Genomic DNA, 13185 nt, shown 5'->3' on the forward strand with positions numbered 1-13185 from the left:
CACAGTATGGAGCGTTCTAAGCTAGAGAGTACCGCAGCCTACCTATGCTTGAGAGCCCCGCGTCGAGTTGACACGCCACCAATCCAATAATTGGCCAGTTCAGAGGCGTTCGAGATGTTGACACAGTTGTGTGACGTGCACTACATTCAGGCTTTGGAACGCTCCAAACTAGAGAAAGCGAATCAGATGACTGCACGACGCATTTTGCGCGTCGCCCTCGTCGGTGCGGGCGCCGCAGGACAGGCCCACGCCTTCGGATGGCGCAACGTGTCGATGGCTGCCGGCCTCGACCACGTCGACGTCGACCTGGCCGTCGTCGTCGACCCCAACGTGGGCCTCGCCCAGAAAACTGCCGACCGCTACGGCTACCGCACCGCCTCGGCGGACCTGCAGTCCGCGCTCGCCGACTCGACCATCGACGCCGTGAGCGTGGCACTGCCCAACAGCGTTCACGCCGACGTGTTGCCCGCGATCCTGGCGTCTGGCAAGCACGTCCTCACCGAGAAGCCCATCGGGCGCAGCGCCACCGAAGCGGCGCCGCTGGCGGCGGCGGCCGACCAGTCATCCGCGGTGACGGGTGTCGGGTTCTCGTTCCGCCGGTTGCCGGGCCTGGCGGCCGTCCAGGGCGCGGTCGCCGACGGCGCAATCGGCGACGTGCACAGCTTCACCGCGTGGTACAACGCCGACTACGGCTCCTCGCCCGAGGCGCCCTTCGGCTGGCGCTACGCCAAGGACACCGCGGGCGCGGGCGCCCTCATCGACATCGGCACCCACGCCATCGACACCGTGCAGTACGTCATAGCGCCGGTTCGCCGGGTGATCTCGTCGACGATGCAGACCGCCATCACACGGCGGCCGATCCCGGGCACCTCCGACTTCGGCGTCGTCGACACCGACGACATCGCGCTGCTCACCGTCGCACTCGAGAACGGGGCCGTAGGGCAGATCCACATCAACCGCATCGCCACGGGTATCCCGAACTCACTGGGCATTCAGGTCCACGGCTCAGCGGGCCACGCCCGTTTCGACTCAATCTCCGCCGGCGAGTTCCATCTCCACATCGACGACGGCGCAGGCGCGCTGTCCGGGCCGCGTCGCGTGTTCGCCGGACCTGCGCACCCCTACTTCTCCGACGTCGCCGCGATGCCCGGTGGCGGTGTGGGCACCGGGTATGCCGAGGCATTCGTCGCCGAGATCCAGCATTTCGTTCGCTGCATCCTCGCCGACCAGCCGATGGACACCAGCTTCGCCTCCGCACTGCATGTCATGCGTGTGGTGGACGCCGCCATCGCGGCAGCCGGCAGCGGCTCTCCCGTCGCGGTCGCCCAGCCCGTCAACGCCTGATCGCTTTCGAACACACACCAAAACGAGGACATTCGATGACCACCTCAGAAATCGCCGCCCCCGCGACTGCCAACCCTGACTACGCACGCCTGCAACTGGGCACCGCCCCCGACTCGTGGGGTATCTGGTTTCCCGATGATCCGCAGCAGCCGCACTGGTCGGTGTTCCTCGACGAGGTCGTCGAAGCCGGGTTCCGGACGATCGAACTCGGGCCGTTCGGATACCTGCCCACAAATCCCGAACACCTGAAGGACGAACTCGGCAAGCGCGGCCTGTCGCTCACCGCAGGCACGGTCGGCGCCGCAACTCATCGAGGGGCAGACGCGTTCGAGTCATCGCGACGCGACGCGTTCGAGGTCTGCGAACTACTCGCGGCGATGGACGTCGAACACCTCGTGGTGCTGCCCGAGATGTTCACCGACCTGCAGACCGGTGAGCTGAACCAGCCCGCCGAACTCACGGCCGAGCAGTGGGGTGACCTGGTCGGCGGGCAGAACAAACTCGGCCGGATGATCAAGGAGCAGTATGGCATTCAGCTCGCATTTCACCCGCACGTCGACACGCATGTCGAGACCCAGCAGTTCATCGACACGTTCCTCGACGACACCGACCCCGATGCCGTTGCGCTGTGCCTGGACACCGGACACGTCGAGTACTGCGCCGGCGACAACCGCGAGATCGTTCGTCGCCATCCCGACCGGATCAGCTACATCCACCTCAAGCAGGTAAATCCCGCCGTCGCCGCCAAAGCCCGTGCGGACAAGGTCGGTTTCTACGAGGCAGTACAGCGCGGCGCCATGGTCGAACCGCCGTTGGGTGCACCCGACATGAAGCCGCTCCTCGACGACCTCGCTGCATTGAACCGCGACCTGCGCCTGATCATCGAGCAGGACATGTATCCCGCAAAGCCGGGGAACGCCAAAGCAATTGCCACCCGCACGCGGGAGTACTTCACCAGCATCGGCCTGTTACCGGCCGAGCAATGACGCCGACAACGAAGTCGCGCCGGAAAGGAAGAACGAGATGAAACTGCTCTCTATCGGCCGCCGCACGGTGGTTCTCTCAGTCGCAGCGCTGACGCTCACCGCGTCGATGACTGCGTGCTCCAGCACCGGAGGCAAGCCCGCGTCGAACGGCAGCGGGATGACGGCCGGTACCGCTGACACCCCGCACAAGGTGGTGGCGATGATCGCACATTGGGGTCCCGGCGTTCCGTTCGCCGACCTGATCCGCAAGGGCGCCGAAACCGCGGCAGCCAAGGACAACATCGAACTGCGATTGTCGACAGATCCCGAGGCTCCGGCCCAGGCGAACTTCGTCCAGGCCGCCATCGACAGCCGGGTCGACGGTATCGCCGTCACCCTAGCCAAACCCGATGCGATGGCCCCCGCGATCCAAAAGGCTATCGACGCAGGCATTCCCGTCGTCGCGCTGAACTCCGGCTTCGACAACTGGAAACAGATGGGCATCTCGGCCTTCTTCGGGCAGGACGAGATCGTCGCGGGCACACAGGCGGGTGAACGACTCCGAGCCGAAGGCGCCCAACGGACTCTCTGCGTCGTCCACGAACAGGGCAACGTGTCGCTGGAGGCACGCTGTGAAGGTGTCAAGCGGGGCCTGCAGGGCGGCGCCGTCGAGAACCTGTACGTCAACGGCAACGACATGCCGTCCGTCCAAGCGACCATCACCGCCAAGCTTCAAGAGGACCCCTCGATCGATCACATCCAGACCCTCTACTCAGGCATCGCGATGGCCGCGGTGCAGGCGAAGGAGCCCGCCGGTAGCGACGCGACCGTGACGACGTTTGATACCGACGCCCAGTTGGTGGACGCCATCAAAGCGGGTGACGTGGCGTGGACGGTCGACCAGCAGCCCTTCCTGCAGGGGTATCTGGCTGTCGACAGTCTCTGGCTGCTGCTCAACAACCGCAACACCATCGGCGGCGGGCAGGCGGTGCTGACAGGCCCTGCTTTCGTCGACGACAGCAACATCGATGTGATCGCTGACCTTGCCAAACAAGGAACCCGCTGAGCCTTATGCCAACAGCCCTACCGGCACCACGAACCCCGGATCCCACGACCGCACCGAAGCTCCGCTGGGCCGTCGTGGGACCGGGGTGGATCGGCCAACGCTTCGTCGAAGCGGTTACGACCCACACAGGCCAACACGTCGTCGCGGTGTCGTCCCGATCAGCCTCGCGCGCAGAGCGGTTCGCTGCCCAATGGGGCATCGACAAGTCCTACACCAGCTACGAGCTCATGCTGTCGGACCCCGATATCGACATCGTGTACATCAGCACCCCGCACATCGAGCATCACTCCTGCGCCCTCGCCGCATTGGCGGCCGGGAAGCACGTCTTGGTAGAAAAGCCGATGGGCATCAACGCTTCTGAGGCGCGCGAAGTCTTTCTGGTGGCTCAGCAGGCGGGCTTGTTCGCCGGCGAGGCGATGTGGTCGAAATTCCTGCCGAAGTTCGACGTCATCCGCCAGATCCTCGATGGCGGGGTCCTGGGCGAACTGCGCACGGTCGTTGTGGACAATGGCGAGTTCTTCAGGCCAGACCACCGCATTTACGATCCGCAACTGCTCGGAGGCCCGATGCTGGATATGGGGATCTATCCCGTCTCCTTCGCGCACTGGGTACTGGGCGCGCCCGAGGTGGTCCGCGCCATCGGGCAGCAGGCGAATGATCACATCAATGGCCAGTTCTCGGCCGTCCTGGGCCATGCCGGGGGTCACCAGTCGGCGATCAACACCACCATCATGGCCGACACCCCGCGCGACGCAACCATCGCCGGCGAGCTCGGCTACCTGTCGATACCCGGCCCCTATTACCAGCCCGGGCCGTTTACCATCCAGCTGCGCGATGCCGCGCCGATGACGTACGAGGAGCCCCGTGCCGGACACATCGGCGGGCTGCACTTCTCCGCTACCGAGGCGGCGCGAATCATCGGCGGCGGAGGAACAGCTTCGATCATCCATCCACCCTCGGCAGTCCTCGACACCCTCGACATGATGGACCGCATCCGCCACGACCTCGGAATAATCTACCCAGGAGAAGAACAGTGACCGTCCGCGTCGGTGTCATCGGAGTCGGCGTCATGGGCGCCGACCACGCCCGCAAACTGAACGGCTGTGTGGCGGGCGCGGCGGTCACCGCGGTTGCCGACGTCAATGCCGACGCCGCCGCGCGGATCGCCGCACAGATGCGCGGTGCGACGGTCCGCGAGAACGGCTTCGCGCTGATCGACAGCGACGATGTCGACGCGGTGGTCATCGCCTCGCACGATTCGACCCACGCCGACCTCGCGCTCGCCGCGGTGAAGGCCGGCAAGCCCGTACTGTGCGAAAAGCCTTTGGCACCGACGGCTTCCGAGGCGAGCATCGTGGTCGAAGCCGAGAGGGCCGCGCGCGGTTCGCTCATCGGCTTGGGTTTCATGCGACGGTTCGATCCCGCCTACACAGAGTTGAAGGCGGTCGTCGATTCCGGGGAACTCGGCCCGATCCTCGTGTCGCACTGCGTCAGCCGGACCGTCGAGGCCTACCCCGGCGGAGACTCGGCATCCACGGTCACCAACGCCGCCATCCACGAACTCGACGTGATGCCGTGGCTTCTCGGTTCGCCCGTCACGTCGGTCACCTGGCATTGCGGTAGGACCTCGAGCAGATCAGGGATGCGCCAGGACCCGCAGATCATGTTGCTGCGCACCGCTTCCGACGTTCTGATCACCGTGGAGGTATTTCTCAACGCCGGGTACGGTTACGACACCCGGTGTGAGGTCGTCGGGGAGGACGGCACCGCAGCACTGACCTTGCCCGCCCACGTGGTGCGGGATTCCCAGAGCACACGAGGTATCGGGTATCCGGAAAACTGGCTTTCCCGTTATGCCGACGCCTACCGCATCGAGTTGCAGGAGTGGATCGACTCGATCGAGAAAGGCCGGCCGTCGACATTGGCGACCGCCGAAGACGGACTGCAGGCCGCGCTCGTGGCCGACGCCGTCATCGAATCCATGAACAACGGCGGCGCCCCCGTGGCAGTCTCGTGAGGGCAATCATCCTCGACGGCACTGGTCACGAGGGCGTCGAAGAGATCCCGGACCCCAGTCCGGGCCCGACCGAAGTGGTCCTACGGGTCGACTTCTGGCGGCTGGAAAGGTTCGTACCACTTCCATTGTGCGTGTTCGCCGGTCGGGCCTTTACAGGGCGCGACGGCAGGGGGCGACGTGGTCGGTGGACGTGCCAGCGACCCTGGTGGTAGCGGGCCACCGTCGCTGTCGGTGACTGTCAGCTGGCCGGCCGTTCCCGTGATCGTGATGCCGCCGCGGTGGTGCAGCCGGTGGTGAAACGGACAGACCAGCACCAGATTCCACAATTCGGTGGGGCCGCCGTCCTCCCAGTGCACGATGTGGTGGGCATGAAGACCGCGGGTGGCTCCGCATCCGGGAACCACGCAGCAATGGTCGCGGAGCTCCAGCGCCAGGCGCAACCGACGGCTGATGGTGCGGGTCGTCCGACCCGCCCCGATCGGTTGGCCGGCACGTTCGAACCACACCTCGCAGGACGTATCACAGGTCAGGTATTGACGCTCATCTTCAGTCAGCAGCGGCCCTAGATGCAAGGAGCCCACGCGCCGTTCGACGTCAACGTGAACCACGACGGTGGTGTGCTGTCCGTGCGGGCGTCGCGCCACGTCGGCATCCCAACCGGCCTCCACCAGTCCCATGAACCCGTCGACGGAGGTCGGCATCGGGGGCACCTGATCCGAGGCACCGTCGGCGTGGTCGCGTTTCCATTCGGCGATCTGCGCACCCCGGTGCGAGGCCAGCGCGGCATCGAACTTCGCCGCCTCCACCCGCGACAGCCGGATCCGATACGTGGTGTACTCGCCGCCCTCAGTCCTGGTGATGGTGGGTTTCGGCTCGGGCTTCGGATCGGGGGGCCGCGGTTCGAGCTTCACCGCGGTACGCAACTGGGTGACCGTCGCCGATTCGGCGAACTGTGCGTAGTGCGCGTCCGAGCCGTCGGCGGCCCGCTCAGCGATGACCCCGACCTGGTCCAGCGACAACCTGCCCTCGCGCATTCCTTCGGTGCAGCGGGGAAACTGATCAACGCGGCGGGCGATCGCGACGACGGTTTCTGCGTTGCGCGGTGAGGTGCCCAATTTCCAGGCCACCAACGCCTCCATCGACCGGACACCGGTCATCCCCGCCAGCCCCTCTCGGTCGATCTCGGCGATGATCTCCACCAGCCGGCCGTCGATCGCGTTGCGCTGACCCGTCAGCTCCGCCACCTCCGCGAACAATTCCTCGAGACGCTCTTTCGGACCCACTTCAAGAGTGAAAGGTGCTGCGGTCGAGGACATAACGCCATCCTGGCAGAGGGGTACGACAATTCCGGCACACTGGCGAAGGTGGATCCGACGCCAACGACATGGACTTTGACGCAAGCAACAGACCTCCCCGAGGGGGTGGTCGGCTGGGACTCGTTCGGTGACGGCCCCGCGCGATATCGCGCCCGCACTCGCCCGACTCGGACGCCGCGTCTACGTCTTCGATTACCCCGGTAACGGGCAATCGGAGAAGCACGAACGCCAGGACCTCACGCTCGCGGCGCAGCAGGGACGCAACTTCGCCGAACTGCTACGGCAGTGGGGCTTGGACCGTCACAGCCTGGTGGCCTGCGACATCGGTGGCGCGACCGTACTGCGCGCACTACTGCTCGAAAACAGCGCGTATTCAGACGTCTTTCAGTTCGACGCCGTCACCGGCGGTGGCACTTGGGAACACGGCTTGTTCGGGCTCATCCGGCAGCACCACGAGGTGTTCGAACAACTTCCGGCCTACACCCACCCACGAAGCACTCGTCACCGCGCACCTGCGCAACGGCACCCACGCCGGGTACCGCCCCGGCGTCCTTGCGACATACCTGGCCCCGTGGTTGGGTGACGACGGCCAGGCGGCCTTCTACCGGCAGTACCGGCAACTCAGCCAGGGCGACACCGCCGACTACGAAAAGCTGCTGGGCACCGTCGACACCCCGGTGACGCTGTTATGGGGCCGGGACGACCGCATTCTTCCTGCGCCTCACGGTGATTGGATCGCACAGCGCATCCCCACCCGCAGCCTGACGTGGATCAGGGACGCCGGCCACCTCCTACCTGAGGATTAGCCCGCCCAACTGCTGGAGCGCCTGGTCGAACACCTCAGTCACAGTGAGAGCAGAGATACGGAGTAGGGGCCGAAGGTGTGACGATTGCGAGGTTCTCCAACTGCGCCTGTGCGATCAGCATCCGATCAAACGGATCACGGTGACGTGGCGGCAGTTCCGCCACCTGTAGCGCATGGCTGTGCCGGATCGGAAGGGCGACAACACCAGAACGACGCATACGGTCGGGGACGCACTCCGCCGAAGGCGCGGGCAACGCCAGTTTGCCGAGCCCGTACTTGACCGGTATTTTCCACCAGCTCGCCGAGATGCGACAACAATTCGTTGCTCATGTCTTCGAACATCGCCAGCACATCGTGCCGAATTCGGGTCGGCTCCGTCTGCAGCCCTAGCCAGACATGCGTGTCCAGCAGCAGCCTCATCCTTCAAACGCCCGTAGTTCGTCCTCTGGCTGCGGCGCGTAGAAGTTGTCGGGCACCGTGAACGAGCCTGCATCGATGCGGAACTCACGGCGCCTGCGCGCCCAGCTCGGCACCATCACCGCGACAGGCTCACCACCGCGGATGATGGTGATTTCCTCCCCGGCCTCGACCCTGCGCAGCAATCTGGACAGGTTCGTCTTGGCCTCGTGCACGCCGACTTCCATCCTGCCATTTTGGACTAAGTCCATGATGACGAATCGGACCCCCTAGTACCGCGTCTCCCCCAGCCACAGCACGTTGACACCGGTGAGTGAACGTTGCGTCTGATCGACCACACCCAGCACCGAGCGAATCGCCATGGCCCCCAGGAGATCCGGCAGCGATGCTGCGGCGGGTTGCGAAGAAGGCTTGGGCCGCAGCACGTCCCGCAGCGACGAGCCGGGCAGGTTCTCGATCTGCACCTTGGCGTCCACGTCAAGGCCGGCCAGCGCCTTGGCGCGCCGGATCGCGGTGCGCAGCCCGCCGAGCTCGTCGACCAGACCCCGCTGTAGTGCGTCGGCTCCGGTCCACACCCGACCCCGGGCGACCCGCTCGACGTCTTCGACGCTCATGCCGCGGCCGTCGGCGACCCGCGCGACGAAGTCGGTGTAGAACAGGTCGGCTTCGGCCTCGACGTGGGCCTGCTGCTCGTCGGTGAACGGCGCGTTGATCGACCAGGCGTCGGCGTTGGCGTTGGTACGCACCGTGTCCGACCCGACACCGAGACGGTCCTTGAGTTCGCGCGCGACGAACTTGCCCGTCACCACGCCGATCGATCCGGTGATGGTGCCGGGGTTGGCCACGATGGCGTCGGCGGCCATCGACACGTAGTAGCCGCCCGACGCCGCGACGGCGCCCATCGACGCGACCACCGGCTTGCCGCGCTCGCGGGTGCGCACCACCTCGCGCCAGATCGTCTCCGAACCGGTGACCGAGCCGCCCGGGCTGTCGACACGCAGCACGATCGCGGCGACGTCGTCGTCGGCGGCGGCCTGCCGCAGCGCCGCCGCGATGGTGTCGCCGCCGGAACTGGAGCTGCCCATCGGGGACATCTGCCGTCCGCCGCGGCCGCTGACGATCGGCCCGGCGACGGTGACGACCGCGACCTTGGGATGGCTCTTGATCGCCGGCACGGCCGGCTTCTTGGCGCGCGCGTAGCGCGCCAGGTACAGCCGGGGCGGGGCGTCGTCGCCGTCGGGATCGCCGGACTCCGCGGAGACACCCTCGGCGCCGACCAACTCCGCGATGCGGCCGTAGGCCTCGTCGCGGAAGCCGATGCGGTCCACGAGGCCGGCGGCCACGGCATCGTCGCGCAGCAGCGGCGCGCGGTCGGCCAGCGTGTCCAGGGCAGCACGATCCACCTTGCGTGAAGCGCTCACCGCATCCCACACCTGTGCGCGCAGCCCGTCCACCAGCGCGGTGTCGGCCTCGCGGTGCGCGTCGGTGTAGCGGTCCTGGGTGAAAAGGTTTGCCGCCGACTTGTATTCGCCGCGGGCGACGAACTGCGCTTCCACGCCGAGCTTGTCGAGCGCGTCCCGCAGGAACAGCGCGCTGGTGGCGAATCCGACCAGGCCCACGGTGCCCGACGGCTGCATCCACACCTCGCCGAACGCCGAGGCCAGATAGTAGGACAGCGTGCCAGGGTAGGTCTCGGCCCACGCCAGCGACGGCTTCTTGGCGGTGAACGCGACGATCGCCTCGCGCAGTTCCTGCACGGGTCCCGGTGGGGCGGCGTCGATCTGGACGCGGGCTATCAGACCGGCGACGCGGGGATCGTCGGCGGCACGGTGGATCGCGGCCACCGCCTCGCGTAGCAGCAGCGGTCTCCCGGCGCCGTTGATCAAGGCCATCGGGTCGAAGCCGGCCGATTCCGGCGGTGCGGTCTGCAGGTCCAGCTCGAGGACGCATCCGTCGGGCACGCCTTGGTGGCGGGCGGTGTCGAGCTTACGGGCGAAATCACGGACGTCGTCGAACCCGGGCACCCCGGACAGCAGAGAGAACATGGTTCGAGCGTACCGACGCCGAACGGGCGGTCAGCGCCCCAAGTACCGGCTGTACTGCGGACAGTAGACGGCCACCGAGAGCCTGGTCAGGCCGACGGCCTGCTCGCGTTCGAGGCCGTTGCCCGCCAGCGTGTTGACCACCCCTCGCACCACCGGCACCGGGTTCGGGTTGCCGGTCAGCCCGGTGGTGAGCATCTCGCAGATCCGCTTGCCGACGGTCGGCGCGTCATCGTCGGCGCCCAGCGGAATCCCCATCGTGTTCACCGCATTGGTGAACTTCTCGTCTTGGGTCTCGGCGTGCGCGGTCGCGACACCGGAGAACATGGCGAGGCCGGCGGCGACCATCGCGGCGGCGAGGGTCCGACGGTGGCGAATCATGGCGTGCTCCTTGGCTGTATCCCCGGGCGAAGTGTAGTTCGTGATCGCCAACCGTGCCGTTACAGCAAAAACCCCTGCCGAAGCAGGGGTTTTTGTCGGACAGCCGAAATTACAGCTCGGTGACGGTGCCGCCGGCGGCGGTGATCGCCTCGCGGGCGTGAGCGCTGAACTTGTGCGCGGTCACGTCGACCTTGACGGTCAGCTTGCCGTCGCCGAGCACCTTGACCAGCACGTTCTTGCGAACCAGGCCCTTGGCCACCAGCTCGTCGACACCGACGGTGCCCCCTTCGGGGAACGCTTTGTTGATGTCGCCGACGTTGACCGGGGCGTACTCGGTGCGGAAGCGGTTGCGGAAGCCCTTGAGCTTGGGCAGCCGCATGTGGATCGGCATCTGGCCGCCCTCGAACGTCACCGGGACGTTCTTGCGGGCCTTGGTGCCCTTGGTGCCGCGGCCGGCGGTCTTACCCTTGGAGCCTTCACCGCGACCGACGCGGGTCTTGGCCTTCTTCTCGCCCGGGGCCGGGCGCAGATCGTGAAGCTTGATCGGAGCCATGGGTTCTAAACCTCCTCGACCGTCACCAGGTGGTGCACGGTCTTGATGAGTCCACGCGTCTGGGCGTTGTCCTCACGGACCACGGACTGGCGGATCTTGCGCAGCCCGAGCGTCCGCAGGGACTCCCGCTGCTTCCAGCGCGCACCGATGGTGCTGCGCACCTGGGTGATCTTGAGCTCTGCCATGATTTACGCCGTTCCCTCACGCGCGGCGGTGGCAGCCAGGGCCTCGGCCTCACGGCGGGCCTTGAGCATGCCAGCGGGCGCTACATCCTCAATGGGCAGGCCACGGCGCGCCGCGACCTCTTCGGGACGCTGCAGCAGCTTGAGCGCGGCAACGGTGGCATGCACCACGTTGATCGCGTTGTCGCTGCCCAACGACTTGGCCAGCACGTCGTGCACACCGGCGCATTCCAGCACCGCGCGGCACGCGCCACCGGCGATGACACCGGTACCGGGGCTGGCCGGACGCAGCATGACCACACCGGCCGCGGCCTCACCCTGGACCGGGTGGGTCACGGTGCCGCCGATCAGCGGAACCCGGAAGAAGTTCTTGCGCGCCTCTTCGACACCCTTGGCGATCGCGGCGGGGACCTCTTTGGCCTTGCCGTAGCCGACACCGACCATGCCCTTGCCGTCGCCGACGATCACCAGCGCGGTGAAGCTGAACCGGCGACCGCCCTTGACCACCTTGGAGACGCGGTTGATCGTGACCACGCGCTCCAGGTAGTTGCTCTTCTCGCGGTCGTCACGGCCGCCGCGGCCGCCACGATCGTCACGGCGTCCACGTCCGCCGCGGTCGCCCCTGCCACCGTCGCGGCCGTCGCTCGACGGCCCGCCGGCTCCTACAGCCTGCTCGGCCATCATGCATTCCTTCCGTTAATGGTCAGTCGGGACATCAGAACTTCAACCCGCCCTCGCGCGCGGCGTCGGCCAGAGCCGCGATCCGTCCGCCGTAGGTGTACCCACCACGGTCGAACACGACCTCGTCGATGCCCGCGGCCTTGGCACGCTCGGCGATCAGCTGACCGACCCGGGTGCTGGCGGCCTTCTTGTCGCCCTCGGTTGCCCGCACGTCGGCCTCGATCGAGGACGCCGCGGCCAGCGTGACGCCCGCAAGATCGTCGACCAGCTGCACGTGGATGTGCCGCGAGGACCGGTTGACCACCAGGCGCGGACGCTCGGCGGTGCCGGAGACCTTCTTGCGTAGACGCGCATGCCGGCGCAGCCGCGACGTGCGCCGCGTCTCGGAGATGCTCTTGCCGACCGGCGTGTGGCCGGCGGCCTCTTTGGCTTTGGTGTTGGTAGCCATCTACTACTTACCCGTCTTTCCGACCTTGCGACGGATCTGCTCGCCCTCGTAGCGGATCCCCTTGCCCTTGTAGGGATCGCTCTTACGCAGGCGGCGGATGTTCGCCGCGATCTGGCCGACCTTCTGCTTGTCGATACCGGAGATCGAGAACTTCGTCGGCGTCTCCACCGTGAAGGTGACGCCCTCGGGAGCGGTGATCAGCACCGGGTGGCTGTAGCCCAGGGCGAACTCGAGGTCGCTGCCCTTGGCCACCACGCGGTAGCCGACGCCGAAGATCTCCATCCTGGTGGTGTAGCCCTGCGTCACACCGGTCACCAGGTTGGCGATCAGCGTGCGGGACAGGCCGTGCAACGAACGGTTGCGCCGCTCGTCGTTGGGGCGGGTGACCACGATCGCGCCGCCCTCGTCACGGGAGACCGCGATCGGCTCGGCGACGTCGAGGGTCAGCGTGCCCTTGGGGCCCTTGACGGACACATTCTGTCCGTCGATCGTCACATCGACCCCGGTGGGAACCGGGACCGGCTGCTTTCCAATGCGAGACATGTATCTAGCCCTCCCTCACCACACGTAGGCGAGGACTTCGCCGCCGACGCCCTCGCGGGCGGCCTGGCGGTCGGTCCTCAGACCGGACGACGTGGAAATGATCGCCACACCGAGCCCGCCGAGCACGCGCGGCAGGTTGGTGGACTTCGCGTACACCCGCAGACCCGGCTTGGACACCCGGCGCAGGCCCGCGATGCTGCGTTCGCGGCTCGGGCCGTACTTCAGTTGCACCACCAGGGACTTGCCCACCCGGGCGTCCTCGGTGCGGTAGTCACTGATGTAGCCCTCGGACTTCAGGATCTCGGCGATGTTCGCCTTGATCTTGCTGTGCGGCAGGGTCACTTCGTCGTGATACGCCGAATTGGCGTTGCGCAGACGCGTCAAGAAGTCTGCGATCGGATCCGTCATGGTCATGACAGCCGGTT

18 protein-coding genes are annotated in these 13185 nt (G+C 66.7%); 7 read left to right on the forward strand and 11 right to left on the reverse strand.

The genetic code is table 11. From position 1 onward, the window contains the following. The first annotated feature begins 186 nt into the window (after nt 1–186). Genes ACTWP6_RS14940 through ACTWP6_RS14960 form a run of 5 tightly spaced genes read left to right on the forward strand, consistent with a single transcriptional unit; the run spans nt 187 to nt 5392 of the window. On the forward strand, nt 187–1344 hold the full coding sequence (locus ACTWP6_RS14940) for a Gfo/Idh/MocA family protein (RefSeq protein WP_260757327.1): 1158 nt from the start codon (nt 187–189) through the stop codon (nt 1342–1344). Nucleotides 1345–1379: 35 nt separating this feature from the next. Beyond that, nucleotides 1380–2330: a sugar phosphate isomerase/epimerase family protein gene (locus ACTWP6_RS14945; RefSeq protein ID WP_260757326.1), complete on the forward strand. Its 951-nt coding sequence runs from the start codon at nt 1380–1382 to the stop codon at nt 2328–2330. Nucleotides 2331–2367: 37 nt separating this feature from the next. After that, on the forward strand, nt 2368–3375 hold the full coding sequence (locus ACTWP6_RS14950; protein WP_443188096.1) for a substrate-binding domain-containing protein: 1008 nt from the start codon (nt 2368–2370) through the stop codon (nt 3373–3375). Between the two features lie 5 nt (nt 3376–3380). Next, nucleotides 3381–4412, forward strand: coding sequence for a Gfo/Idh/MocA family protein (locus ACTWP6_RS14955; RefSeq protein ID WP_260757325.1), 1032 nt, complete (start codon nt 3381–3383; stop codon nt 4410–4412). Continuing rightward, nucleotides 4409–5392, forward strand: a complete 984-nt coding sequence (locus ACTWP6_RS14960; protein ID WP_260757324.1) for a Gfo/Idh/MocA family oxidoreductase — start codon at nt 4409–4411, stop codon at nt 5390–5392. The genes ACTWP6_RS14955 and ACTWP6_RS14960 overlap by 4 nt, the downstream gene beginning before the upstream one ends. Nucleotides 5393–5472: 80 nt before the next feature. Here the strand turns inward: ACTWP6_RS14960 and ACTWP6_RS14965 are convergent, their stop codons facing one another. Further along, nucleotides 5473–6708 (reverse strand): DUF222 domain-containing protein, encoded by a 1236-nt coding sequence (locus tag ACTWP6_RS14965; protein WP_443188097.1) that lies wholly within the window; start codon nt 6706–6708, stop codon nt 5473–5475. 127 nt (nt 6709–6835) lie between these two features. On the opposite strand from ACTWP6_RS14965, the gene ACTWP6_RS14970 reads away from it, so the two are divergent. Together ACTWP6_RS14970 and ACTWP6_RS14975 are read left to right on the forward strand one after the other, a co-directional pair. Next, nucleotides 6836–7291: an alpha/beta hydrolase gene (locus tag ACTWP6_RS14970; protein WP_260757320.1), complete on the forward strand. Its 456-nt coding sequence runs from the start codon at nt 6836–6838 to the stop codon at nt 7289–7291. Then, nucleotides 7284–7514, forward strand: coding sequence for an alpha/beta fold hydrolase (locus ACTWP6_RS14975; RefSeq protein WP_260757319.1), 231 nt, complete (start codon nt 7284–7286; stop codon nt 7512–7514). Before ACTWP6_RS14970 ends, ACTWP6_RS14975 begins: the two co-directional genes overlap by 8 nt. A 34-nt stretch (nt 7515–7548) precedes the next feature. Here the strand turns inward: ACTWP6_RS14975 and ACTWP6_RS14980 are convergent, their stop codons facing one another. From ACTWP6_RS14980 to rpsH, 10 genes are all read right to left on the reverse strand, one after another. Then, nucleotides 7549–7731 (reverse strand): PIN domain-containing protein, encoded by a 183-nt coding sequence (locus tag ACTWP6_RS14980; protein ID WP_396885171.1) that lies wholly within the window; start codon nt 7729–7731, stop codon nt 7549–7551. Nucleotides 7732–7929: 198 nt separating this feature from the next. Beyond that, nucleotides 7930–8157, reverse strand: coding sequence for a type II toxin-antitoxin system Phd/YefM family antitoxin (locus tag ACTWP6_RS14985; protein WP_260757318.1), 228 nt, complete (start codon nt 8155–8157; stop codon nt 7930–7932). Nucleotides 8158–8199: 42 nt separating this feature from the next. Further along, nucleotides 8200–9975, reverse strand: a complete 1776-nt coding sequence (gene sppA / locus ACTWP6_RS14990) for a signal peptide peptidase SppA (protein WP_443188098.1) — start codon at nt 9973–9975, stop codon at nt 8200–8202. Between the two features lie 30 nt (nt 9976–10005). Further along, nucleotides 10006–10353, reverse strand: a complete 348-nt coding sequence (locus ACTWP6_RS14995; RefSeq protein ID WP_260757316.1) for a DUF732 domain-containing protein — start codon at nt 10351–10353, stop codon at nt 10006–10008. Between the two features lie 109 nt (nt 10354–10462). Then, nucleotides 10463–10906, reverse strand: a complete 444-nt coding sequence (gene rplO / locus ACTWP6_RS15000) for a 50S ribosomal protein L15 (RefSeq protein WP_260757315.1) — start codon at nt 10904–10906, stop codon at nt 10463–10465. A 5-nt stretch (nt 10907–10911) separates the two neighbouring features. Beyond that, entirely contained in the window at nt 10912–11091 is a 180-nt protein-coding gene (gene rpmD, locus ACTWP6_RS15005; RefSeq protein ID WP_003929541.1) for a 50S ribosomal protein L30, read from the reverse strand. A 3-nt stretch (nt 11092–11094) separates the two neighbouring features. Further along, nucleotides 11095–11769 (reverse strand): 30S ribosomal protein S5, encoded by a 675-nt coding sequence (rpsE, locus tag ACTWP6_RS15010; RefSeq protein WP_260757314.1) that lies wholly within the window; start codon nt 11767–11769, stop codon nt 11095–11097. 34 nt (nt 11770–11803) lie between these two features. After that, a complete protein-coding gene (rplR, locus tag ACTWP6_RS15015) occupies nt 11804–12217 on the reverse strand; it encodes a 50S ribosomal protein L18 (RefSeq protein ID WP_260757312.1) in 414 nt (137 codons plus the stop codon). A gap of 3 nt (nt 12218–12220) precedes the next feature. After that, entirely contained in the window at nt 12221–12760 is a 540-nt protein-coding gene (rplF, locus tag ACTWP6_RS15020) for a 50S ribosomal protein L6 (protein ID WP_260757311.1), read from the reverse strand. 15 nt (nt 12761–12775) lie between these two features. After that, nucleotides 12776–13174 carry a 30S ribosomal protein S8 gene (rpsH, locus tag ACTWP6_RS15025; protein WP_067961986.1) on the reverse strand — a complete coding sequence of 133 codons (399 nt, stop codon included), beginning with the start codon at nt 13172–13174 and terminating at the stop codon, nt 12776–12778. Nucleotides 13175–13185 lie beyond the last annotated feature (11 nt).

The organism is Mycobacterium sp. 4D054 (genome assembly GCF_052245755.1).
GTDB lineage: Bacteria > Actinomycetota > Actinomycetes > Mycobacteriales > Mycobacteriaceae > Mycobacterium.